Origin of the sequence: Verrucomicrobium sp. GAS474, from assembly GCF_900105685.1 — a bacterium.
Classification (GTDB): domain Bacteria; phylum Verrucomicrobiota; class Verrucomicrobiia; order Methylacidiphilales; family GAS474; genus GAS474.
This window is the reverse complement of sequence record NZ_LT629781.1, coordinates 3,279,304-3,302,163: the sequence shown is the minus strand read 5'-3', so window position 1 is coordinate 3,302,163 and position 22,860 is coordinate 3,279,304. Positions and strand designations below refer to the sequence as shown.

At 65.8% G+C, this 22,860-nt stretch carries 19 protein-coding genes; 18 read left to right on the top strand and 1 reads right to left on the bottom strand.

Annotated features, from left to right (window positions below; genetic code table 11):
• Positions 1–2 precede the first annotated feature (2 nt).
• The 10 genes from mreC to BLU04_RS13860 all read left to right on the top strand — a co-directional run bounded on the left by mreC (position 3) and on the right by BLU04_RS13860 (position 11,259).
• On the top strand, positions 3–830 hold the full coding sequence (gene mreC, locus BLU04_RS13905; protein ID WP_093287290.1) for a rod shape-determining protein MreC: 828 nt from the start codon (positions 3–5) through the stop codon (positions 828–830).
• 15 nt (positions 831–845) lie between these two features.
• Complete coding sequence (gene mreD, locus BLU04_RS13900) at positions 846–1,373, top strand: rod shape-determining protein MreD (protein ID WP_093287287.1); 528 nt, start codon at positions 846–848, stop codon at positions 1,371–1,373.
• Positions 1,363–3,441 carry a penicillin-binding protein 2 gene (mrdA, locus tag BLU04_RS13895; RefSeq protein WP_093287284.1) on the top strand — a complete coding sequence of 693 codons (2,079 nt, stop codon included), beginning with the start codon at positions 1,363–1,365 and terminating at the stop codon, positions 3,439–3,441. Before mreD ends, mrdA begins: the two co-directional genes overlap by 11 nt.
• 33 nt (positions 3,442–3,474) lie before the next feature.
• Positions 3,475–4,608, top strand: coding sequence for an FtsW/RodA/SpoVE family cell cycle protein (locus BLU04_RS13890; protein ID WP_093287282.1), 1,134 nt, complete (start codon positions 3,475–3,477; stop codon positions 4,606–4,608).
• Positions 4,609–4,659: 51 nt separating this feature from the next.
• A complete protein-coding gene (locus tag BLU04_RS13885) occupies positions 4,660–6,330 on the top strand; it encodes an Rne/Rng family ribonuclease (RefSeq protein WP_093287279.1) in 1,671 nt (556 codons plus the stop codon).
• 33 nt (positions 6,331–6,363) lie between these two features.
• Positions 6,364–7,623: an FtsX-like permease family protein gene (locus tag BLU04_RS13880; protein ID WP_093287277.1), complete on the top strand. Its 1,260-nt coding sequence runs from the start codon at positions 6,364–6,366 to the stop codon at positions 7,621–7,623.
• Positions 7,616–8,296, top strand: coding sequence for an ABC transporter ATP-binding protein (locus BLU04_RS13875; protein ID WP_093287274.1), 681 nt, complete (start codon positions 7,616–7,618; stop codon positions 8,294–8,296). Before BLU04_RS13880 ends, BLU04_RS13875 begins: the two co-directional genes overlap by 8 nt.
• 65 nt (positions 8,297–8,361) lie before the next feature.
• Entirely contained in the window at positions 8,362–9,234 is an 873-nt protein-coding gene (ilvE, locus tag BLU04_RS13870) for a branched-chain-amino-acid transaminase (protein WP_093287272.1), read from the top strand.
• A 44-nt stretch (positions 9,235–9,278) separates the two neighbouring features.
• The gene (locus BLU04_RS13865; RefSeq protein WP_093287270.1) at positions 9,279–9,770 is read left to right on the top strand and encodes a UvrB/UvrC motif-containing protein; all 492 of its coding nucleotides are present in this window, start codon (positions 9,279–9,281) and stop codon (positions 9,768–9,770) included.
• Between the two features lies 1 nt (position 9,771).
• Positions 9,772–11,259 carry a hypothetical protein gene (locus tag BLU04_RS13860; protein ID WP_157895364.1) on the top strand — a complete coding sequence of 496 codons (1,488 nt, stop codon included), beginning with the start codon at positions 9,772–9,774 and terminating at the stop codon, positions 11,257–11,259.
• Positions 11,260–11,275: 16 nt separating this feature from the next.
• On the opposite strand, the gene rlmN is transcribed toward BLU04_RS13860, so the two are convergent.
• Positions 11,276–12,319, bottom strand: coding sequence for a 23S rRNA (adenine(2503)-C(2))-methyltransferase RlmN (gene rlmN / locus BLU04_RS13855; protein ID WP_093287265.1), 1,044 nt, complete (start codon positions 12,317–12,319; stop codon positions 11,276–11,278).
• A 61-nt stretch (positions 12,320–12,380) separates the two neighbouring features.
• Here rlmN and BLU04_RS13850 point away from each other — a divergent pair, with 61 nt between their 5' ends.
• From BLU04_RS13850 to rseP, 8 genes are all read left to right on the top strand, one after another.
• Positions 12,381–13,367 carry a 2-enoyl thioester reductase domain-containing protein gene (locus tag BLU04_RS13850; protein ID WP_162274693.1) on the top strand — a complete coding sequence of 329 codons (987 nt, stop codon included), beginning with the start codon at positions 12,381–12,383 and terminating at the stop codon, positions 13,365–13,367.
• 173 nt (positions 13,368–13,540) lie between these two features.
• The gene (locus BLU04_RS13845; protein WP_093287258.1) at positions 13,541–15,685 is read left to right on the top strand and encodes an LPS-assembly protein LptD; all 2,145 of its coding nucleotides are present in this window, start codon (positions 13,541–13,543) and stop codon (positions 15,683–15,685) included.
• 75 nt (positions 15,686–15,760) lie between these two features.
• A complete protein-coding gene (locus BLU04_RS13840) occupies positions 15,761–17,053 on the top strand; it encodes a UDP-glucose/GDP-mannose dehydrogenase family protein (protein ID WP_093287255.1) in 1,293 nt (430 codons plus the stop codon).
• Positions 17,054–17,083: 30 nt separating this feature from the next.
• On the top strand, positions 17,084–18,349 hold the full coding sequence (locus BLU04_RS13835; protein ID WP_093287252.1) for an adenylosuccinate synthase: 1,266 nt from the start codon (positions 17,084–17,086) through the stop codon (positions 18,347–18,349).
• Positions 18,350–18,381: 32 nt separating this feature from the next.
• On the top strand, positions 18,382–19,101 hold the full coding sequence (locus tag BLU04_RS13830; RefSeq protein WP_093287250.1) for an isoprenyl transferase: 720 nt from the start codon (positions 18,382–18,384) through the stop codon (positions 19,099–19,101).
• Positions 19,102–19,114: 13 nt separating this feature from the next.
• Entirely contained in the window at positions 19,115–19,993 is an 879-nt protein-coding gene (locus BLU04_RS13825) for a CDP-archaeol synthase (protein WP_157895363.1), read from the top strand.
• Positions 19,994–20,050: 57 nt separating this feature from the next.
• Complete coding sequence (locus tag BLU04_RS13820) at positions 20,051–21,244, top strand: 1-deoxy-D-xylulose-5-phosphate reductoisomerase (RefSeq protein ID WP_093287244.1); 1,194 nt, start codon at positions 20,051–20,053, stop codon at positions 21,242–21,244.
• Between the two features lie 16 nt (positions 21,245–21,260).
• Positions 21,261–22,805, top strand: coding sequence for an RIP metalloprotease RseP (gene rseP, locus BLU04_RS13815; protein ID WP_093287242.1), 1,545 nt, complete (start codon positions 21,261–21,263; stop codon positions 22,803–22,805).
• The last annotated feature ends 55 nt before the right edge of the window (positions 22,806–22,860 follow it).

Genomic DNA, 22,860 nt, shown 5'->3' with positions numbered 1-22,860 from the left:
TCGTGAACCGCCTCGTCTGGTACACCGTCTCGATCCTCGCCCTGGCCCTGGTGATGGGCGGGCTCTTCATGGAGCCCGATTCCAAGCAGCAGATCCAGAAGGTGGTCCTCGACCTCGTCTCCCCCGCGATCAGCCTCTTCGACCACCAGCGCGACGTCGCCCGCGAGGTGCGGCACAGCTTCAAGTCGCTCGACCAGGTCCAGAAGGAGGCCGCCGAGCTCCGCGAGAAGAACATCCAGCTCACGACGGAGAACGCCGTGCTGAAGAACTTCCAGGAGGAGAACGCGAAGCTCCGCGAGATGCTCGAGTTCAAGCAGGCGACCCGCTACAAGCTGATGGCTGCCCGCGTCGTCAGCCACGATCCCGCCAACTGGTGGGACACCGTCCAGATCAACCGCGGCTGGACCGACAGCGACAAGCTCGTCTCCGACCTTCCCGTCGTCACGCCGCGCGGCCTCGTCGGCAAGACGAAGCTCGTCTCCCGCAACGTCACCGAGGTCATCCTCATCAACAACCAGAACTGCCGCGTCTCCGGCGTCGTCGAGGGTTCCCGGGACCAGGGCATCGTGATCGGCATGGGCGCGCCCGCCGAGGGGAGCCCCCGCCTGCGGATGAAGTTTTTACCCCGGGGGGCCCAGTTGGCCGTCGGGCAGAGGATTTTCACGGGAGGCGCGGGCGGGGTTTTCCCTCCCGGGCTCTTCATCGGAACGATCATGGAGGCGCCTCCGCTTAGCGCCTCGACCGAATTCGGCCTCTACCGCGAGGCGGTCCTTGATCCCGCACTGGACCTGACCGACCTGGACGAGCTCTTCGTCGTCCTCTCGGAATAGAACCGCACGCAGGACATGATTTTCTGCCTCCTTGGGATCGGGCTCCTCTCGATCGTCGTGAAGATGATCGAGCCGAATCTTCCCCTCATCGGAGTGCGTCCCTTCCTCATCGTCCTCCCCGTCCTCTACGGCGCGATGCGGATGGAGGGGGGCTCCCCCTTCGTCCTCGCCGTCCTCTTCGGGACGCTGATCGACATCCTTTCCCCGCAGCGCCTCGGCACCGAGGCGATCGTCCTCTCCCTCCTCATCGTCCTCACCTGGATGCAGCGCGGCGTCTTCCCCTTCGCCAGCTACCTCAGCGCGGCGGTCCTCGCGATGGTGACCACCTTCGTCTGCTCCTTCGTCGATTACGCCTTCTTCAGCTGGCAGTCGGGGGACGCCTCCTGGCACTTCCCCGTCTGGGTCCGCTTCGCGTGGATGGCGGTGATCAACATGGTGCTGGCGGTGCCGTTTTTCTGGCTGTGCGACCTGGTCTTCATCCGCTGGTGGAAGCTCGGCGTCCGGCCTCCCGAAGAGGGGGAGAGGAGCAAGTATGCTCTTTGAGCCGATGGCCTACGCCCGCACCCGCTTCGTCGTGGTGGGCGGCTGCTTCATCCTCGGGGCCTGCGTCCTGCTGGTCCGCCTCTGGAACATCGAGGTGGCGGAGGGGAAGACCTACGCGGGGCAGCAGCGGGACCAGACGACGGTCAATGTCCGCCTCTCCCCGGCGCGCGGCGCGATCGTCGACCGGAACGGCGTCGCCTTCGCCGAGAACCGGGCGAGCTTCGACATCGATTTCTACCTCGACGAGCTGGTCCGCAACTACCGCCGGGAACACAAGAACCGCCTGCCGATGGTGACCGTGCCGAAACGCTCCGGCGGCACCCGCCAGCGGATCGACATCGTCAAGATCGTCACCACCTACCTGGAGCCGATCTCCCTCAACCTCGGCTTCGCCATCAAGCTCGACGAGAAGGCGATCAACCGCCACTACGAGACGACGCCGACGATCCCGTTCCAATACCGGAGCGACGTCGACTTCGCCACGCTGGCGAAGTTCTCCGAGCGGAGCCTCGGCGTCCCCGGCATCCAGATCGCGGTGCGGCCCGTCCGCTCCTACAACTACGGGGCGATGGCCCCCCACATCCTCGGCTACGTCGGCGTCCCGGACGAGAAGGACGTCGCCGCCCTCGAGGACGGCGAGCTGATCCCGGAAGAGGTCGGGCGGCACGGCCTGGAAAAGGCCTTCGACGGGCAGCTGCAGGGGAAGCCGGGCGCGCGCGTCCTCCAGGTCGACCACCGGGGCTACATCAACAAGGTCGAGGACGAGATCCCGCCGACCATCGGCAATTCCCTCCGCCTGACCATCGACGCCCGGATGCAGTACATCGTCGAGCAGGTCCTCCGCCGCCAGGGCCGGGCCTCGGCCGTCGTCATGGACCCGTGGAACGGGGACATCCTCGCGATGGCCTCGGTCCCCAGCTACGACCCGAACGACTTCATCCCCCGCATCAGCAGCGACAAGTGGAAGAACCTCATCGGCGACCCGACGGCCCCCCTCCTTAACCGCGCCCTCAGCACCTACGTCCCCGGCTCGACGTTCAAGGTCGTCGTCAGCCTCGCCGCGATGAAGGCGGGGAAGCTGACGCCCAACACGACGATCAACTGCCCCAGCGCAATCTGGATCGGGAACCGCCTCTTCCACAATGACGACAAGGCCGACCGCCCCGCCGTCGACGTGAAGGAATCGCTCCGTCTCTCGATCAACACCTTCTACTACCAGCTCGGCATCCGCATCGGGATCAATACGATCAAGGACTTCGCCGAGGAACTCGGCCTCGGCCTGCCGACGGAGCTGCCGCTGCCCGAGGACAAGGGGCTGATCCCGACCCCCGCCTGGCTGAAGCAGGTCCACCCCCTCGACCATTGGAGCGACGCCCGCACGGCCAACGTCTCGATCGGGCAGGGGGAAGTCGGCGTCTCGCCCGTCCAGATGGCCGTCGTCATGTCGGCGGTCGCCAACGGCGGCACGGTCTACTATCCCCGGCTCATCGAGGGGGTGAACGCATTCGACGGGAGCGAGGTCGTCTCGGTGCCGACCCGGGTCCGGGGGACGATCGACGCCGGGAAGGAGAACCTCGACGCGGTCCGCGAGGGGCTGCGCCAGGTCGTCGACTCCGGCACGGCGACGCTCGTTCAGCTTCCCTACTGGAAGGTGGCGGGGAAGACCGGCACCGCGCAGGCCTTCCGCCGCGTCGACGGGCAGACGATGCGCGATCTCCGCACCTGGTTCTACTGCTACGCCCCCTACGAGAAGCCCCGCTACGTCGTCTGTGTCCTCGTCGAGGGCGGCGAATGGGGCGGCAGCACGAACGGCCCCCTCGTCCACGACATCCTCGAGGGGCTCCACCAGCTCGAGCTCGGGCAGGTGCCCGACCTCGTCTACCTGAATCCCGCGGCGGGCAACTTCAGCGGCATGACCTCCTACACCGCCCCGGCGATGCCGAGCGACGGGCCGGTGTCGGGAACGGCGGTCCCCGAGGACGCGGCCGACGCCCCGCAGAGCCCGCCGCCCGAGAACGAGCGCTTCCTCCCCACCTCCTCCAAGGGTCCCCGCGGATCGAAACGTTAAGGATCCGCCGGAAGCCCCACGCGCCGCCAAGCCATGAAAGAAATTTTCTCCAAGATCGGACGCCTTCACTGGCCGCTCTTCTTCCTCATCCTCGCGCTCTGCGGGGCGAGCATCGCCTTCATCTACAGCGCCACCTATTTCTCCGAGGGGACCGAGTTCCGCAACGCCTGGATGAACCAGATCTACTGGCTCGTCATCGGGCTGGCCGTCTTCTTTGTCGTCGCCCTCGTCGACTACCACGTCTGGATCGAGCACGCCTGGATCTTCTACCTCGTCTCGCTCGTCCTCCTCGTCGCCGTCCTCCTCTTCGGCACCTCGATGTACGGCGCGAAGCGGTGGCTCCCCATCCCCCACGTCACCACCATCCAGCCCTCCGAGGTGGCGAAGCCCGCCTACATCCTCATGCTCGTCTGGCTGCTGTGCAAGATCCCGAACCGGGGCTTCAAGATGTGCGCCATCACCTGCGGTTTCGTCGGCATTCCGTTCCTCCTCATCAAGATGCAGCCCGACCTCGGCTCCGGCGCCGTCCTGCTGCCGATCTCGCTGATCCTCCTTTTCATCGCGGGAGTGAAGAAGCGCTACATCCTCGTTCCGATCCTTCTCGTCGTCGGCCTCGTCGGCTTCACCTACTTCGGCGTCCACAAGATGGGGATGAAGATTCCCGGCCTGAAGCAATACCAGATGGAGCGCATCGAGACGTTCTACAACCCCGATTTCGACAAGCTCGGCAAGGGCTGGATGACGAAGCAGTCCCTCATCGCCATCGGCTCCGGCGGCCTGACGGGGAAGGGCTACCTGAAGGGGACCCAGGCGATGCTCGGCTACCTGCCGAAAAACACCTCCTACAACGACTTCGTCTTCGCCAGCATCGGCGAGGAAGGCGGCTTCCGCACCGGGGCCCTCGTCATCATCGGCCTCGGGGCCGCCTTCACCCTCTGCCTCTATGTCTCTTCCCAGGCGGCCGACAATGCGGGGGCCCTCTTGGCCGCAGGAGTATCGACCCTCCTGTTCACCCATTTCTTCGTCAACATTGGCATGACCATGCGGGTCGTCCCCGTCACGGGCATCCCACTGCCGTTCATGAGCTACGGCGGCACCTTCCTCGTCATCTGCTTCTCGATGATCGGCCTGGTCCAGAGCGTCTGGATCCATCGTCGGACACGGTAGTCCTTACTTTTTCACACCCCCTTTCTCCAACCCTCACAAAGGAAAACAATTATGGTCTTAGACAAAATTCGGGAATTCTTCGGTTTCAAGAAGCACGGCGACGAGAAGGAAATCATCATCAGCTGCGAGCGCCTCGAGCGGCGCGTCGCCCTCCTCGAGGGCGGGCGGCTGGAGGAATTCGCGATCGAGCGCGATAGCGACCGCCAGATCTCGGGGAACATCTACAAGGGCCGGGTGAAGAACCTCGAGTCGGGCCTCAAGGCGATGTTCGTCGACATCGGCATCGACAAGAACGCCTTCCTCCACTACTGGGACGCGATCCCGGCGGCGCTCGACTCGAGCGTCGAGACGATCGAGCGCGGCAACAAGAAGAAGAACCAGCGCCGCGTCACCGCCGACGACATCCCCCGCCTCTACCCCCCCGGTTCCGACGTCATCGTCCAGGTGACGAAGGGCCCGATCGGGACGAAGGGCCCCCGGATCACGACGAACATCAGCCTCGCCGGGCGCTACCTCGTCCTCATGCCGTTCACCGACCAGTTCGGCATCTCCCGCAAGATCGAGAGCCAGAAGGAGCGGCAGCGCCTCCGGAAGATCCTCGCCGGCCTCGACGTGCCGGACGGCATGGGCGTCATCATTCGCACCGTCGGGGAGGGGCAGCGCCCCCGCTTCTTCGTCCGCGACCTCGCCGTTCTCCTCGAGCAGTGGAAGAAGGTCGAGCAGAAGCTCCAGAACGTCCCCGCCCCGGCCCTCCTCCTCCAGGAGCCCGACCTCGTCGAGCGGACGGTCCGCGACTTCCTCACCGACGAGATCGACCGGATCATCCTCGACAACGAGGAGGAGGCGAACCGGGTGAAGGAGCTGATCGGGAGCATCTCCAAGCGTTCCCAGAAGAAGATCCGCTACTACAACGAGGCGACGCCGATCTTCGAGCGTTTCAACGTCGACAAGCAGATCGACGGCGCCTTCCGCCGCCAGGTCTGGCTGCCGTGCGGCGGCTACCTCGTCATCGACGAGACCGAGGCGCTCGTCGCCGTCGACGTGAACACGGGCCGCAACAAGGGCGGCAAGGACCAGGACAAGACGATCACCCAGACGAACCTCGAGGCGGCCGAGGAAGTCGCCCGCCAGCTCCGGCTCCGCAACATCGGCGGCCTCGTCATCATCGACTTCATCGACATGCGGGACCGCAAGGACCAGCAGGCCGTGGTCAACAAGCTCAAGGACGGCGTCCGCCGCGACAAGGCGAAGACGAACATCCTCCCGATCTCGAGCCTCGGCCTCCTCGAGATGACCCGCCAGCGGGTCCAGGAAAGCATCAGCCGCTCCCTCTATGCCGAGTGCCCCCATTGCAAGGGCCGCGGCATGGTGAAGTCTCCCGAGACGATGAGCGTCGAGATCCAGCGCGCGATCATCCGCATCCTCCGCCTCTACCCCGATGTCCACGAGCTCCGCATCCACGTGAACGGCGTCGTCATGGAGCGGCTGAAGAACGAGGACGAGGAGCTCCTCGTCGACCTCGAGCGGCGCTTCCAGGGCCGCCTCACCTTCCGCGTCGACCCGAAGCTCGGCATCGAGGACTTCAAGCTCGTCAACGTCGCCACCGACCAGGAGATCGACCCGAAGTCGGACGCCGCCTCCGGGGCCGCCACCGCCCATGCGGAGTCGAAGGAGCACCGTTCCGACCGCGAGCGGAGCGACCGCGAACGGGGCCGCCGCTAGGAACCGGGGCCGGGGTTCCCGCTCCGCCATGAAATGAAGCCGATCCTCGAACTCTCCGTCGCGCTCCGCTACCTGCGCCCGCGGCGGACGTTCGTGTCGGCGATCACGGTCCTCTCGGTCCTCGGGGTGACGCTCGCCGTCGCCGTCCTGATCATCGTCCTCTCCGTCATGGCGGGGTTCGAGCGGGAGCTGCAGAACAAGATCATCGGCTTCAACGCCCACCTCGTCGTCACCTCGGGGGGGATCGTCGAGAAATACCCCGACCTCCTCGCCAAACTGGAGAAGGAGCCGGAGGTCCTCGGGGCCGCCCCCTACGTCACCGGGCCGATCTTCACCATCTTCCAGGGCCACACCAACGCGCCGATGCTCCGGGGAATCGACCCTGTCGCCGAGGAGCGGGTGTTGCCGTTGAAGAAATACCTCGTCGCCGGGGAGTTCGAGCTGCGCGGCGATTCGGTCCTCGTCGGGCGGGAGTGGGCGTGGCGGAACCAGGCCTTCGTCGGGGACAAGGTCACCGTCTACGGCCCCCGGCAGCTCCAGGGGATGACGAAGACGAGTGCGAAGGGAGGGAAGCCGCAGGAGGTCGTCCTCCCATCGGAACTGATCATCACCGGGATTTTCGAGACCGGGCTCTACGAGTACGACCTGAACTTCCTCCTCACCTCGCTCGAAACGGCCCAATACCTCTACAATCTCCCCGACGGCAGCGTCCACGGCATCGCCCTCCGCGTGCCCGATCCGCTCCGCGCCGGTCCGGTCCGGGACCGGATCAACGACCATTTCCCCGCCCCGATCCACGCGCGGACGTGGAGCGACATGAACCGGACCCTCTTCACCGCCATCGCGACCGAGAAGACGGTGATGGCCTTCATCCTCTTCTTCATCATGATCGTCGCCGCCTTCGGCCTCTGCAGCACCCTCATCACGATCACCGTCCAGAAGGCCCGGGAGATCGGCCTCCTGAAGGCGATCGGGGCGCGGGACGGGCAGATCCTCGGGATCTTCGTCGTCCACGGCCTCGTCGTCGGCTGCCTCGGGGCGGTCCTCGGCGTCGCGATGGCGGCGGTCGCGCTCTATTACCGCAATCCGTTCCGCGATTTCATGGGCCGCCGCCTCGGCATCGATCTCTTCCCGCCCGAGGTCTACAACTTCTCCTCGCTCCCCGCCGAGGTCTCCTTCGGCCAGGTCGGGGCGATCGCCGGGGCGGCGGTCGTCATCTGCATGGTGGCGGCGCTGATTCCGGCGCTGGCGGCGGCGCGTCTCGACCCGGTGGAGGCATTGCGTCATGAGTAATCCCTTGATCGAGGCGCGGGGCATCGGGAAGACCTACCGGATGGGGAGTGGCACCGTCCCCGTCCTTTCCGGCATCGATCTGACGATCGCTCCCGGCGACTTCCTGACGATCTGCGGGGCCTCGGGCTCGGGCAAGAGCACCCTCCTCCAGATCCTGGGCGGCCTCCAGCGGCCCGATTCGGGGGAACTCCTCTGGCGGGGCGAGGCGACCCGGGGATGGTCCCGCGCCCGCATCGCCGCATGGCGGGGGCGGCAGGTCGGCTTCGTCTTCCAGTCCTACCAGCTGTTGCCCGAGTTCTCCGCCGTCGAGAACGTCGACCTCCCCGCCGTGATCCGGGGGGAGGGGGACCGGGAGGCGAGCCTCGCCCTCCTCCGGGGCTTCGGCCTCGCCGAGCGGGCGGAGCACCGGCCGAACGAGCTTTCCGGGGGAGAACAACAGCGCGTGGCCCTCGCCCGCGCCCTGCGGAACCGCCCCTCCCTGATCCTGGCCGACGAGCCGACCGGGAGCCTCGACCGGGAGACGGGCCGGGAAATCCTCCGTTATTTGACCGAGCGGGTCGCCCGGCCCGAATTCGCCTCCAGCGCCCTCGTCGTCGTCACCCACGATCCCGAAATCGCCGCCCTGGGAGCCCGCCGGGTCGTGGTCGAGGGGGGGAAGCTCCGGGAAACGTAATTTTGATTCGCTTTCCGTCCCGGGAAGAGTAGGAATCGATGTTTCGGGATATTCCTCACGCTACTATGAAAATCTTCATCGACGGGGCCTTTTACGATCAGGCCGATGCCAAAATCTCTGTGTTCGACCACGGCCTCCTCTACGGGGACGGCGTTTTCGAGGGCATCCGGGTCTACAACGGCCGGGTCTTCCTCATGGAGGAACACCTCGACCGCCTCGCCGATTCGGCCAAGGCGATCCTGCTGAAGCTCCCGCTCTCCCTCGCCGAGATCCGCGAGGCGACCCTCGAAACCTGCCGCCAGAACAACCTCCGCGACGGCTACATCCGCCTCGTCGTCACCCGCGGCGTCGGCAACCTCGGCCTCAGCCCCGACAAGTGCCCGAAGGCGACGATCTTCATCATCGCCGACACGATCCAGCTCTACCCCGAGAAGTTCTACGAGGAAGGCCTCCGCGTCGTCACGGTGCCGAGCCAGCGCATCCCCCCGGCGGCCCTCAGCCCGGCGGTGAAGTCGCTCAACTACCTCAACAACATCATGGCGAAGATCGAGTGCCAGCAGGCCGGCGCCCAGGAGGCGATCATGCTGAACCACGAGGGGTACGTCGCCGAATGTTCCGGGGACAACGTCTTCGTCGTGAAGAAGGGCGTGATCACCACCCCGCCGATCTGGGCCGGGGCCCTCGGCGGCCTCACCCGCTCCTGCGTCATCACCCTGGCGAAGCAGGCCGGGCGCGACCTCCGCGAGAGCATGCTGACCCGGTACGACCTCTTCGTCGCCGACGAGATCTTCCTCACCGGCACCGCCGCCGAGGTCGTCCCCGTCGTCGATGTCGACGGCCGCTCGATCGGCAACGGCAAGCCCGGCCCGGTCTCGGGCGACCTGACCCGTCGTTTTCGGGAATTGACCCGGACGTCGGGTGTGGCAATTTATAGTTAAGGCCTGTGGAGGGGCAAAACCCCTCCGCGCGAGCCCCTATCGCCATGCTTAAATGCCAGTTTTGCACTGAGACGGCCACGGTCCACCTGACGCAGATCGTCGGCGGCAAGATGCAGAAGATCGATCTCTGCGAGAAGTGTGCCAAGGAAAAGGGGGTCTCCGACCCCGCCGGGTTTTCCCTGGCCGACATGCTCCTCGGCCTCGGCGCGGCCGACCAGATCAAGACGGCGACGCCCGACGAACTGATCTGCCCGCAGTGCGGCTTCACCCAGCCCGACTTCAAGAAGACGGGCCGCCTCGGCTGCGCCGCCTGCTACGAGACCTTCAACGAGGGTCTCGCGACGATCCTGAAGGACATGCACAAGGGGACGAGCCACAAGGGCAAGGCTCCGACCCGCTTCGCCAAGCAGCGGATCTTCGCCGACCAGATGCGCGACCTCCGCAAGGATCTCCAGAAGGCGATCACCGAGGAGAAGTACGAGGAGGCCGCCAGCCTCCGCGACAAGATCTCCCAGCTCGAAAGCCAGCTGAAGTAGTATGGGTCTCTCGTGGGAAGGCGTGAGGAGTTGGCCTTCCGGTCGGTTGACGTGGGCGCTCGTCGCGGGCTGGTTCGTCCTCGCCTTCCTTGATTTCCCGATCCCGTTCCTCGACGACATCTGTTACGGGGCCCCCGCCATCGAGGTCGCGAACGGCCATGGGCCGATGATTCCGTGGTCGGCCTATTACCTCGAGCGGTTCGGCGGCCATTCCTGCTACCCGCCCTATTACGCCTACCTCCTCGGCGGCTGGCTGAAGGTGTTCGGCGTCACGACGGCGAGTTTCCTCTTCTTCATGTCGACCTGCGGCGCGGCGGTGACCCTCGCCTTCGCCTATTGGATCCGCCGCTGGAAATTGCCGACGTGGACCGAGGCCGTCGCCGCCCTCCTCTTCGTCATCCTCCTGCCGACGCGGGGCTTCCGGCCCGATCTCTGCGGCTTCGCCCTGTTCGCTGTCGGGGCCTGGATGGAGGCCGGGGGAGGGGGGCCGAGGAAGCTGGCGGGCACGCTCCTCATTTTCGCCTCGGTCGCGACGCTGCCGTTCCTCGGCGTCCTCGCGCTGCCGCTCTTCCTCTACCGCTTCGCCGAGGGCTTCCTCCTTCCCGACCGGGCCCTGCGGAACGCCCGCTGGGGGGCCCTGGCGCTGCGGCTGGCCGTGGCGGGCGCGGTGACCGGGTTCCTTTTCCTGGCGATGATCGGCTTCCACCTGGAGCCGTTCTGGACGAACTTCAAGGGGAACGCCGAGGACACGGTCAACCTCCTCGGATCGATCTACCTCCACAACCTTTTCCGCTCCCCCGGCATCTTCCTGCGGTTGGTCGTCTTCCCGGCCCTCTTTTTCACCGGGGCGGCCTGCTACCTCGTCTCGGCCTACCGGGAATTCGCCCGCTCCGGCGACGGCCCGGGAAAGGTGGCCTTCTCGCTCCGCCTCGGGGCGGTGCTATTGGCATTGGGGCTCATCGTGCGGGGCATCGCCGTTTCCTCGGCGGGGCTCGCCCTCTTCGACCTCATCTGCTGCTTCGGGGCCGTCGCCGTGGCGGGGTGGGCTTGGAAGCTCGGCCGGAGGACGGTCGCGGTCGGCCTCACGGCGGCGGTTTGCGGCCTCTACCTCCTCGCCTGCTGGCAGATCGTGAACTGGATCTTCTGCAAGCCGCCGAATCCGGCCAACCTCGCCGCCATCCGGCAGGAGCTGGAAGCCGAGCCGCCCGACCTGATCCAGATCGACATGTCGGCCCTCCGCTACCTGTACGATTACCGGCTGCCGCCCAACGCCCGGGATTCGGTCTTCACCGATTTCGATTATGCGCAGTGGCAGCAATTGACGCCGGAGCAGCGCCACGGCCAGAAGCGGGTCTGGGTCGTCAACGCCGTCAGCCTGACCTATTACGACGCCTACAAGAACGATCCCCGCATCGAGCCGGTCCGCCTCTTCGGCGTGAAGATCCCCCACTGCGTCCGCAACGGGGCCGAGCTCTTCCTCCTGAAGTAGGAGGAAGTTCCCGGCCCTAGGCCGACTGGATTTCCCGCAGCCGCAGCTGGCCGCAGGCGGCGTCGATGTCGTGGCCTTTCTCGTGCCGGACGGTGGCGGTGCACCCGGCCCCCTTCAGATGGGCGGCGAAGGCCTCGATTACCGCGTCGGAGGGGCGCTTCCACGGCAGGCCCTCGACGGTGTTGTAGGGGATGAGATTGACCTTGGCCCGGACGCGGCGGGCATGGCGGGCGAGGAGCTTCGCCTCCTCGGGCGCGTCGTTCACCCCCTCGATCAGGATGTACTCGAAGGTGATGAACTGGCTCTTCTTCCCCGCATAGTCCTCGCAGGCGTCGAGGAGGGCGGCGATCGGGTATTTCCGGTTCACCGGCATGATCTGGGAGCGGACGGGATCGCTCGCCCCGTGGAGGGAGATGGCGAGGCGGAGCTGCCGGGGCTGGGCGGCGAGCATCCCGATCTGGGGGACGAGGCCGCTCGTCGAGATCGTGATGTGGCGCGCCCCGATGTTGAGGCCCCAGGGGGAGTTGATCATCTCGATCGCCTGCATCAGGTTCTCGTAGTTGGCCATCGGCTCCCCCATCCCCATGAAGACGAGGTTGTCGATCCGGGACTCGGCGACCCGCTCCGCCTCGATGATCTGGCCGACGATCTCGGCCGGGGAGAGGTGGCGCTTCCAGCCGTCGAGGCCGCTGGCGCAGAACTTGCACCCGTAGGCGCAACCGACCTGGCTCGAGACACAGAGGGTCTGCCGCGCGGAACGCTCGCCGAAGAGATCGACGTTGGCGGGAATGAGGACGCTCTCGATGAAGTCGCCCCGTTCGAGCTTCCAGAGGAATTTCCGGGTCGTGTCCTTCGAGCCCTGGATCTTCGCCGCCGTCATCGGCGTCAGGCTGTAGCGGGAGGCGAGGTGGGCCCGCATCGGGGCGGGGAGGTTCGACATCGCCTCGAAGGAGGAGGCCTTTTTCACGAAGACCCACTCGACGAGCTGCTTCCGCCGGTACTCGGGCTGGCCGGGGCCGAGGTCCCAGGCGGGGGGGAGATGGTCGAGAAGGTATTCCATGCGAACGGACTACGGTATCCGATCGGTTGCTTTGGGGCAAGGAGAGTGGCATCCTGCCCGGGTGAAAAGCACCCACGCCCTCGTTTTCGAGAAGTTCGGCCCTCCTGCGGAAGTCTTGCAGCTGATCGAGGAGCCCCTCCCGGAGACCGGGCCGGGCGAGGTGAAGGTGCGGATGATCGCCAGCCCGATCAATCCCTCCGACTTGAACTACATCGAGGGGACCTACGGCCTGAAGCCGGGACTCCCCGCCCATGCGGGGCTCGAAGGGGCGGGGGAGGTCGTCGAGGTCGGTCCGGGCGTCGAGGGCGTGAGCGAAGGGGACCTCGTCTCCGCGCCCCGCCAACTCGGGAATTGGCGGGAAGCCTTCGTCGCCCCCGCCGCCGACCTCCGGGTCTTCCCGAAGGGGTTGAAGCCGGAGCAGGCGGCGATGTTCCATATCAATCCGCTGACGGCCTGGGCCTTCCTCCACGAGATCGTCCCCCTCCAGCCGGGGGCCTGGATCGTCCAGAACGCGGCGACCTCGGCGGTGGGGCGGCAGGTGATCGCCCTCGCCCATAAGCTCGGCCTGCGGACAGTGAACCTCGTCCGCAAGGCCGACGATATCCCCCTCCTGAAGGCGCTCGGGGCCGACGTGGTCGCCGTCACCGAGGGGGCCGACGCCGGGGCGATCCGGGAGGAGATGGGGAAGGGGAAAGCTTTATTGGGCCTGAACGCCGTCGGCGGGGAGAGCGCCGCCTTGGTCTCGAAGCTCCTTGCCCCAGGCGGGGTCCACGTGACCTATGGGGCGATGAGCCGCCAGCCGGTGAAGGTCTCCAACGGGGCGCTGATCTTCAGCGCGATGACCTATCGCGGTTTCTGGCTGACCCATTGGCTGAAGGGGGTGAGCCCGGCCCGGCTCGCCGAGGCCGAGGCGATGGTCGCCGATTGCTTCCGGGAAGGGATTTTCCAGGCCGAAGTGGCTGGAAAGTATTCGCTTAACGAATACAAGGAAGCACTCGCTTCGATCGGAAAAGAGCGGGGGAAGAATTTATTTCAGCTCTCTGTGTAATTCTTTTGCACTTTTTACGCCCCCTGCTATCAAATGTCCTCTGAATGAGGGCTCGTTCGATCCTCTGTGTCATAGGCTTGTGCCTTGGACTCGCGCTTCCTGAGCGGCCGGTTTCGGCCCAGGAAGCGGGGGTCGGCCCCGACGCATCGACGTCCCTTTCCCCCCTGCCCAGTGTGCCGGCCGTCCCGACGGGGGCGATCCCGATGGAAATCACCGCCGACGGGGAGACGAATTTCATCGCCGGGCTGGCGACGGCGAGCGTCAACGTCATCGTCCGTTACGGGGGCGATATCCTCTACGCCGACAAGGTGGTCTTCGACTCGAAGACGAAGACGGCGATGGCCGAGGGGAACGTCCGCATCTATACCGGCCCCCGCCTCTACCGGGGCGACCACATCAGCTACAACTTCGAGACCCACGCGGTGACGTCGACCGACTTCGCCCTCGCCACCTTCCCCGTCTTCGGCGCGGGCCGGAAAGTCTCCACCCCCGACGACAACCACTACCAGATCACCGACGGCTACGTGACGACCGAGAACCGGACCAATCCCGGCTTCCGCATCAAGGCCCACACGATCGAGATTTATCCCAACGACCGGGTCGTCCTGAAGAACGTCGTTTTCTACGTCGGCGACGTGCCGGTGATGTGGATGCCCTTCTTCTACCAGGACCTCCAGTCGAACGACACGACGGTCAGCTTCCGCGGCGGCACCAATTCCCGCTTCGGCGTCGAGCTCCTCTCGACCGTGAACTGGCGGGTGAGCAAGGACTTCCAGGTCGCCTTCCACGAGGATTACCGCTCCCGCCGGGGCGAGGCGGGCGGCGTCGACTTCAAGTTCCGGCCGACCAAGGACGGCAGCGGCTTCTTCCGCGCCTATTCCGTCAACGACGACGACTCGAAGGAGAACCCGACCTCGATTCCCCGTTCCCCCATCGGGCGGGACCGCTACCTCTTCGCCCTCCAGGAGATCTTCCCCGTTTCCGACGGCCTGACCGGCAAGATCAACGCCAACGTCTGGAGCGATCCCTACATCACCGAGGACTTCTACCGGAACCAGTTCGCCGGGGAGCGGATGCCCGACAACACGGTCGAGTTCACCCAGTGGACGCCGAACTTCGAGGTCTCCGTCCTCGGACGCCTCCAGCCGAACCGCTTCTTCGACGGCACCGAGCGGGCCCCCGAGGTCCGCCTCGACCTGAAGCCGGTGAGCCTCTTCGGCAGCCGCGTCCAGTATCAGGGCGAGGCGAGCGTCGTCAATTTCCAGCAGAATTTCTCGAACCAGACCTACTACAACGCCGTCCGTCCGAAGAACTACAGCGCCTACCGCTGGGACACCTACCACCAGTTCTCCCTGCCCCAGCAGTTCTTCGGCTGGCTGAACTCGACCCCCCACGTCGGGTTCCGCGGGACGGCGTGGAGCAACGACAACAACGGCCTCTATACCGACCACGTCCAGGACTCGGCCCAGCGCGCCGTCGTCGACGCGGGCGAGGAACTCTCCTTCAAGCTCTCCCAGACTTGGAACGACGCAAACGTCCCCGGCCTCGCCGTCGACGGCTTACGCCATGTCGTCGAGCCCTACATGAACGCCGAGGCGATCCTCCCCACCGCCGGGCGCGACCTCGTCCGGGGCTTCGACGACCGGGTGGCGAACACCTGGGCCAACCCCCTCGGCTTCCCCGGCTGGAACTCGGTCGATTCCATCGACCGCCAGGTCGTCCTCCGCGAGGGCGTCCGGAACAAGATCCAGACGAAGCGCGACGGGAAGAACTGGGACCTCCTCGACTGGGACCTCTACACCGACGTCAACCTCACCCGGCATTATGACGAAGAGCAGATCCTCCGTTCCGACACTCTCAGCCACGCCTACAGCGACCTCACGATCCGGCCCTTCCCCTGGCTCCACTTCGATTCCCGCGCGGCGATCGACACGAAGGGGAACAGCTACGACATGTACGACCAGAGCATCTCCTGGCAGCCCGACCGCTCCTACCAGTTCACCGTCGGCGACCGCCTCCTCCAGAACGTCACCGCCGTCGACATCTACGGCCTGCCGATCCAGAACTCGAACAACATCTACGTGAAGAATTTCTGGCGCCTGAACGAGCATTGGCAGTTCCAGACCTTCCACGCCTTCGACACCACGGACAGCCACCTCAGCGAGCAGAATTACACCATCTACCGCGACCTCTCCTCCTGGCAGATCGGCCTGACCCTCTCGGAGCGGAACAACCGCAACAGCGAGAGCGAGCAGTCGGTCTACCTGAGCTTCACGCTGAAGGCCTTCCCCAACGCGAGCATCCGCGTTTCCGAATAAGCGTGCGGCAGCCTTTCTGGAATAACGCTTTTCAGACGCCGTTTTTCGTCGCAACCTCCTACTTTTCGTCTTTTTATGAAGCTAGCCATTATCGGGTCGGGTTATGTTGGTCTTACGACAGGAACGTGCTTTGCCGAGGTCGGTCACGAGGTGATCTGCGTCGACAACAACGAGCATAAGGTCGCCGCCCTGCGCGCGGGGAAGATCCCCATCTACGAGCCCGGCCTCGAGGAGATGATCGTCCGCAACGTCGCCAACGGGCGGCTGAAGTTCACGACCTCGATCAAGGAAGGCGTCGACAACGCCCTCGTCGTCTTCATCGCCGTCCCCACGCCGCCCCAGCCCGACGGCAGCGTCGACCTCAGCTTCGTCGAGAAGGTCGCCCGCGAGATCGCCGGCGTCATCACCGACTACCGCGTCGTCGTCGACAAGAGCACCGTCCCCGTGAAGACCGGCGAGAAGGTCCGCCAGACCATCTCCCGCTACAACTCGGGCGGCGTCGAGTTCGACGTCGTCAGCAATCCCGAGTTCCTCCGCGAAGGCTCCGCCGTCGCCGACCTCATGAAGCCGGACCGCGTCGTCGTCGGCGCCGACACCGAGAAGGCCGGGAACATCATGAAGGAGCTCTACACCCCCTTCGGCGCGCCGATCCTCGTCACCGACCTCAACTCGGCCGAGCTCATCAAGCATGCCGCGAACAGCTTCCTCGCGCTGAAGATCTCCTACATCAACGCGATCTCCCGCATCTGCGAGGCCTCCGGGGCGAACGTCGAGATGGTCGCCCAGGGCATGGGCGCCGACCACCGCATCGGCCGCGCCTTCCTCAACGCGGGCATCGGCTACGGCGGCTCGTGCTTCCCGAAGGATCTCTCCGCCTTCATCCGCATCTCCGAGGATCTCGGCTACGACTTCGGCCTCCTGAAGGAGGTCTCCCGGATCAACGACGACCAGCGGGAGCACTTCGTGAAGCAGATCCGCGACAGCCTCTGGGTCTTCCGCGAAAAGCGGGTCGGCCTCCTCGGCCTCGCCTTCAAGGGGAACACCGACGACGTCCGCAACAGCGTCGCGATGGACCTCGCCCAGATCTTCCTGAAGGAAGGGGCCCACGTCATCGCCTATGACCCGCAGGGCGCGGAGAAGGCGAAGGAAATCGAGCCCCGCCTCGAGATCGTCTCCAGGGGCGAGGACGTCGCCGAGAAGGCCGACGTCATCGTCGTGGCGACGGAGTGGAAGGAATTCCGCGACCTCGACTGGGCCTCGATGCGGAAGCGCGCCCTCAGCAACCTCCTCTTCGACGGCCGCAACCTCCTCGACCCCGCGAAGGTCGCCGCCCTCGGATTCGAATACCACAGCATCGGCCGCCGCTAGGCCGGGCCGATCGCGCATCAGACTATTGCCATGAACACGATTTTGGTTGGAGCCCAATGGGGCGATGAAGGAAAAGGGAAGATCATCGACGTCCTGACGAAGGACGTCGACATCGTCGTCCGCTCCCAGGGCGGGAACAACGCCGGGCACACCGTCGAGGTCGGCGAGGAGAAGTACATCCTCCACCTCATCCCCTCCGGCATCCTCTGGCCGAAGAAGACCTGCGTCATCGGCAACGGCGTCGTCATCGATCCGGTCTCCCTCGTGAAGGAGATCAAGGGCCTCGAATCGCGCGGCTTCAAGACCGCCGGACGCCTCCTCCTCAGCGAGATGGCCCACCTCGTCTTCCCCTACCACCGCGCCATCGACGAGCTCCGCGAGATCCGCAAGGGCAAGGGCAAGATCGGGACGACGAAGCGCGGCATCGGCCCCGCCTACGGCGACAAGGCCGCCCGCGTCGGCCTCCGCCTCGTCGACCTCCTCGACGCCCGGAAGTTCAAGGACAAGCTCGCCGAGCGGATCGAGACGAACAACATCGCGATCAAGGCCCTCGGCGGCAAGGCGATCCCCTTCAAGGAAACGCACGCCGACTACGAAGCCGCGGCGAAGGTCCTCCGCCCCTACGTCACCCACACCGTCGTCTGGCTCCACGAGGCCCTGGCGAAGAAGAAGAAGATGCTCTTCGAGGGCGCGCAAGGAACCTTCCTCGACATCGACTTCGGCACCTATCCCTACGTCACCTCGTCGAACACGACGGCAGGCGGCGCCTCGACCGGCTCCGGCGTCCCGCCTCACCGGATCGACCGCGTCGTCGGCGTGATGAAGGCCTACACCACCCGCGTCGGCGAGGGGAACCTCCCGACCGAGAGCGAGGAACTGAGCGATCTCTTCCACGGCATGGGCCGGGAATTCGGCGCGACGACCGGCCGCGCCCGCCGCTGCGGTTGGTTCGACGCCGTCGCCACCCATTACGCCAGCCTGGTGAACGGCTTCGACGAACTCGCCGTGACGAACCTCGACGGCCTCGACTCGCTCGCCGAGATCAAGGTCTGCACCGCCTACGAGATCAAGGGCAAGAAGTTCGCCCACCCCCCCGCCGACATCGCCGAGTGGAACGCGGTGAAGCCGGTCTACAAGACGTTCAAGGGGTGGAAGAGCGACACCAGCAAGATCCGCGAATACAAGAAGCTCCCCCTTGCGGCCCGGAACTACCTCAAGGCGATCGGCGATCTCACCGGCGGAAAGCTGACCATCGCCTCGGTCGGCCCCCGCCGCGAGGCGACGCTCTGGGTTTAACCGGACTCCCCTCCAGCGGACGGAACATCCCCATGGCATCCGCCCCCGAAAAGAGCAAGATCCCCCGCCACGTCGCCCTCATCATGGACGGCAACGGGCGGTGGGCCCGTTCGCGGAAGATGCTTCGGGCGATGGGCCACCGGGAGGGGGTCGAGTCGGTCCGGGAGATCGTCCGCGTCGGGAGCGAGGTCGGGGTCGAGTTCCTGACCCTCTACGCCTTCTCGGTCGAGAACTGGCAGCGGCCCGCCGCCGAGGTGGCGACCCTCATGCGGTTCCTCGAGTCGTTCCTGAAGAACGAGGTTCCCGAGCTCCACAGGAACAACGTCCGCCTTCACGCCATCGGCCGCCTGAACGATCTGCCGAAGCGGGTCCAGGCCCAGCTCCACAAGAGCATCGAGGCGACGAAGGAGAACACCGGCCTCACCCTCATCCTCGCCCTCAGCTACGGTGGACGGGTCGAGATCGTCGAGGCTGTCCGCTCCCTCATCCGGGAGGTCCAGGAAGGGCGTCTCGACGCGGCGCAGATCGACGAGAACGCCTTCAGCCACCATCTCTACACCCGCTACTACCCCGATCCCGACCTCCTGATCCGGACCAGCGGCGAGATGCGTCTCTCGAACTTCCTCCTCTGGCAGCTTTCCTACACCGAGATCTACGTCACGAAGACCCTCTGGCCCGATTTCCGCCGCGCGGAGTTCCTCGCCGCCCTCGCCGATTATGCGGGGAGACAACGGCGCTTCGGTAAGGTATAGGGGAGGGGAATTTATGGGAGTTTCCCGTTCCGTCCTTCTCCGCCGCGGCTTCTCGACGCTCCTCCTCTGGGGCATCGTCCTCTGGATTCTGCTCTCGGGCTCGAAGCTCTGGCCGATGGTTCTTCTCTCCGTCTCGGGCCTCCTGGCCCAGTGGGAGTTCTATCAGATCCAGCGGGAGAAGAAGCTCCGCGTCTTCCGGCGCTGGGGGGTCTTCTGCGGCCTCCTGCTCTACGTCGGCTGCGGCATCATCCTGATCGGCGCGCCCCGATACATCGCCCGGATCGACCTGCTGGAACAGGCGATCTTCGTCCTCCTGACCATCGGCGTCCTCGTCCGCGTCGTCCTCTCCAAGGAGGCCTTCGAGACCCCCATCGTCACCGTTGCGCTGACCCTCCTCGGCTTCTTCTACATCCCGTTCCTCTTCACCTTCTTCGCCCGCCTCGCCTTCTGGCCGGGGGCGACCTACCAGACGGCGTTCATCCTCTTCTACCTCCTGGCGGTGACGAAGTTCTGCGACGCCGGGGCCTTCGTTGCCGGGAGCCTGGCGGGGAAGCACAAGATGATCCCCCGGATCAGCCCCGGGAAGACGTGGGAAGGGTTTGCCGGAGGGGTCGCCCTCTCGGTCGTCATCAGCGTCCTCCTGATCCATTATTTCCCGAAAGGCCTCCCCGATTTCGGCCTCTGGGACGGGGTTTGCCTCGGCACCCTGCTGGCTCTGGCGAGCGTCGTCGGCGACCTGGCCGAGTCGGTCGTGAAGCGGGACGCCCAAATCAAGGATTCGGGCCGGTTCATCCCCGGAATCGGCGGCGCCCTCGACCTGATCGACAGCATCCTTTTCACCGCCCCCGTCTTCTATTTTTACGTCCAGTTCCGGGTCGGATTTGCATGGTAATCAAGCGGGAACTCCCTACGCTAAGGGTTCCTAATTTGTTCCTGATTTTTCCTATCCATGCGTAAGAAAGTTCTCATCCTCGGCTCGACCGGTTCGATCGGCCTGAGCGCCCTCAAGGTGGCCCGCGATCTGCCCGACCGGATGGAGGTCGTCGGCCTCGCCGCCGCCAGCTCCGCGAAGGTCCTGGCCGAGCAGGCCCGGGAATTCCGCCCGAAGGCCGTCGCCCTCTTCAACGAGGCCGGTCTCCCCGAACTCAAGGCCGGTCTCCCCGTCGGGACCGAGTGCTATGCCGGGGCCGAAGGGTTGATCAAACTGGTCGAGGTCACGGGGGCCGACATGGTCCTCGTCGCCATCGTCGGGACCCAGGGCCTCCATCCCGCGCTGGCCGCCATCGAGGCGGGCAAGGAACTCGCCGTCGCCAGCAAGGAAATCCTCGTCATGGCCGGGGCCATCGTCACCGAGGCGGCGAAGCGGAAGAACGTCCCGATCCTCCCCGTCGACAGCGAGCACAACGCGATCTTCCAGTGCCTCCACGGAGAGACCCCGAAGCATGTCCGCCGCCTCATCCTCACCGCCTCGGGCGGTCCCTTCCGCAAGACGGCGAAGGAAGCCCTCCGCGAGGTCACCCTCGAGCAGGCACTGAAGCATCCCACCTGGACGATGGGCCGGAAGATCACGATCGATTCGGCGACGATGTTCAACAAGGGCCTCGAGATGATCGAGGCGAAGTGGCTCTTCGACGTCCCGATGTCGCAGGTCGACGTCGTCGTCCATCCGCAGAGCATCGTCCATTCCCTCGTCGAGTTCGTCGACGGCTCGCAGCTCGCCCAGCTCAGCCATTCCGACATGTGCTTCCCGATCCAGTACGCGATCACCTACCCGGCGCGGCTGCCGAACAGCCTCCGCCCGCTGAACCTCGCCGAGGTCGGCTCCCTCGCCTTCGAGGCCCCCGATGCCGACCGCTTCCCGGCCCTCCGCCTCGCGCGGCAGGCGGGCGAGGCCTGCGGCACGCTGCCGTCGGTCTTCAACGCGGCGAACGAGGTCGCCGTCGACGCCTTCGTCGCCCGGACGATCCGCTTCGACGAGATCCCGGCCTGCGTCGAGGCGGTGATGGACCGCCACACGCTCGTTTCGACCCCCTCGCTCGACGCCCTCATCGCCGCCGACGGCTGGGCCCGGCAGGCGGCCGCCGAATGGGTCCGCGTCGAGGCGGGCGGGTACGCCGCCCTCCAATCCCTGGCCAAGGCCTGATTTTTTCTTTTTTAATATGGGACGCTTCACTTTCCGTTTTTGGCTCAAGATCGCCATCGCCCTGGCGCTGGCCGCCGGGGTGGCTTGGTATTTCCGCACCGCCCAGCCCCTCGTCGTGCTGGCGGAGGTGCTGCTCTCCTTCAACCTCTTCATCTTCGTCCACGAGCTCGGCCACTTCCTCGCCGCGAAGTGGCGGGGGCTGGTGATCGAGCGGTTCGCCCTCTGGTTCGGCAAGCCGCTCTGGAAGAAGCGGATCGGCGGGGTTGACTGGATCCTCGGCTCGATCCCGGCGGGCGGCTACGTCGCCCTGCCGCAGATGGCCCCGATGGAAGCGATCGAAGGGGGTGGCGCCGGCGGCGATATCGCCCGCGAGAACCTTCCCCCGATCTCGGTCCTCGACAAGGCGATCGTCGCCTTTGCCGGGCCGCTCTTCAGCATGGGGCTCGCGCTCGTCTTCTCCTGCCTCGTCTGGGCCGTCGGACGTCCCCTCGGCGAGGGCGACAGCACGACGGTGGTCGGCTACGTCGAGGAAAACTCCCCGGCCTCCCGCGCCGGGTTGCAGGCGGGGGACAAGATCCTCTCGATCGACGGCCACCCGGTCGACCGCTTCTCCGGGATGAAGGCGACGTCGATCACGTGGCGGATCGTCAGCAGCGAGGGGGAGACGATCGCCTTCGAGGTCGCCCGCCCCGGGCAGGCCGCCCCGCTCCGCTTCGACGTCGTTCCCGAGATCCCGAAGGGGAGCGTCTTCCAGCGGAAGGCGCTCCGGCAGATCGAAATCTGGCCCGCGATCACTCCCATCGTGGCGAAGGTCTTCCCCGGCGGCCCCGCCGCCCGGGCCGGCATCCGGGCGAACGACGAGGTCGTCTCCGTCAACGGCGAGCGCCTCTTCTCGACGGCGGCGCTCGGCGGTTACATGGCGGCCCATCCCGGGGAACTCCGCCTCGTCGTCGTGCGGGGAGGGGAGAAGCAGCCCCAGACGATCTCGATGACGCCGGAGATCCCCGTCGGGCAGAAGGAATACCGGATCGGCCTCGTCTGGGACCCGCACGGCAAGATGGGACTCATCTTCCCGACGCCGCTGGAACAGGTCCGGGATACGGTCGACTCGATGAAGAACACCCTCGGTTCGGTCTTCTCGCCGAAGTCGGGCATCGGGGCGCAGCACCTCAGCGGACCGATCGGCATCCTCCGTTACCTCTACATCCTCTTCGTCTCGCAGGACGGCTGGCGGCTGGTCCTCTGGTTCAGCGTCTTCCTCAACATCAACCTCGCGATCATGAACCTCCTCCCGATCCCGATCCTCGACGGCGGCCACATCGTGATGGCCGTCATCGAGGCGATCCGCCGGAGGCCGCTCTCCCTGCGGACACTCGAGTTCGTGAACTCGGCCTGCGCCGCCGTCGTCATCGGCTTCCTCGCCTACGTCACCTTCTTCGACCTCCAGGACCTGCCTTGGAAGCGGCACGCGAAGGAGGCCGCCCCCTCGGAGATGAAGTTCGCCCCGGAGCCCGCAGCCGCCCCCGCGACCCCTTCCGCGCCCGCGCAACCTAAGCCTTGAGCCCCGGCCATTTGGCGTTTATTTTAATCAAAAACCGTTCCGTCCGCTAAAGAAG

Bases quoted from the DNA above. Each gene is read 5' to 3' on its own strand.
- BLU04_RS13830 (WP_093287250.1), top strand. From the start codon at position 18,382: ATGGCATCCGCCCCCGAAAAGAGCAAGATCCCCCGCCACGTCGCCCTC.
- BLU04_RS13890 (WP_093287282.1), top strand. From the start codon at position 3,475: ATGAAAGAAATTTTCTCCAAGATCGGACGCCTTCACTGGCCGCTCTTC.
- BLU04_RS13885 (WP_093287279.1), top strand. From the start codon at position 4,660: ATGGTCTTAGACAAAATTCGGGAATTCTTCGGTTTCAAGAAGCACGGC.
- BLU04_RS13820 (WP_093287244.1), top strand. From the start codon at position 20,051: ATGCGTAAGAAAGTTCTCATCCTCGGCTCGACCGGTTCGATCGGCCTG.
- BLU04_RS13835 (WP_093287252.1), top strand. From the start codon at position 17,084: ATGAACACGATTTTGGTTGGAGCCCAATGGGGCGATGAAGGAAAAGGG.
- BLU04_RS13825 (WP_157895363.1), top strand. From the start codon at position 19,115: ATGGGAGTTTCCCGTTCCGTCCTTCTCCGCCGCGGCTTCTCGACGCTC.
- mrdA (WP_093287284.1), top strand. From the start codon at position 1,363: ATGCTCTTTGAGCCGATGGCCTACGCCCGCACCCGCTTCGTCGTGGTG.
- BLU04_RS13840 (WP_093287255.1), top strand. From the start codon at position 15,761: ATGAAGCTAGCCATTATCGGGTCGGGTTATGTTGGTCTTACGACAGGA.
- mreD (WP_093287287.1), top strand. From the start codon at position 846: ATGATTTTCTGCCTCCTTGGGATCGGGCTCCTCTCGATCGTCGTGAAG.
- BLU04_RS13875 (WP_093287274.1), top strand. From the start codon at position 7,616: ATGAGTAATCCCTTGATCGAGGCGCGGGGCATCGGGAAGACCTACCGG.
- BLU04_RS13880 (WP_093287277.1), top strand. From the start codon at position 6,364: ATGAAGCCGATCCTCGAACTCTCCGTCGCGCTCCGCTACCTGCGCCCG.
- rlmN (WP_093287265.1), bottom strand. From the start codon at position 12,319: ATGGAATACCTTCTCGACCATCTCCCCCCCGCCTGGGACCTCGGCCCC.
- BLU04_RS13865 (WP_093287270.1), top strand. From the start codon at position 9,279: ATGCTTAAATGCCAGTTTTGCACTGAGACGGCCACGGTCCACCTGACG.
- rseP (WP_093287242.1), top strand. From the start codon at position 21,261: ATGGGACGCTTCACTTTCCGTTTTTGGCTCAAGATCGCCATCGCCCTG.
- BLU04_RS13860 (WP_157895364.1), top strand. From the start codon at position 9,772: ATGGGTCTCTCGTGGGAAGGCGTGAGGAGTTGGCCTTCCGGTCGGTTG.
- ilvE (WP_093287272.1), top strand. From the start codon at position 8,362: ATGAAAATCTTCATCGACGGGGCCTTTTACGATCAGGCCGATGCCAAA.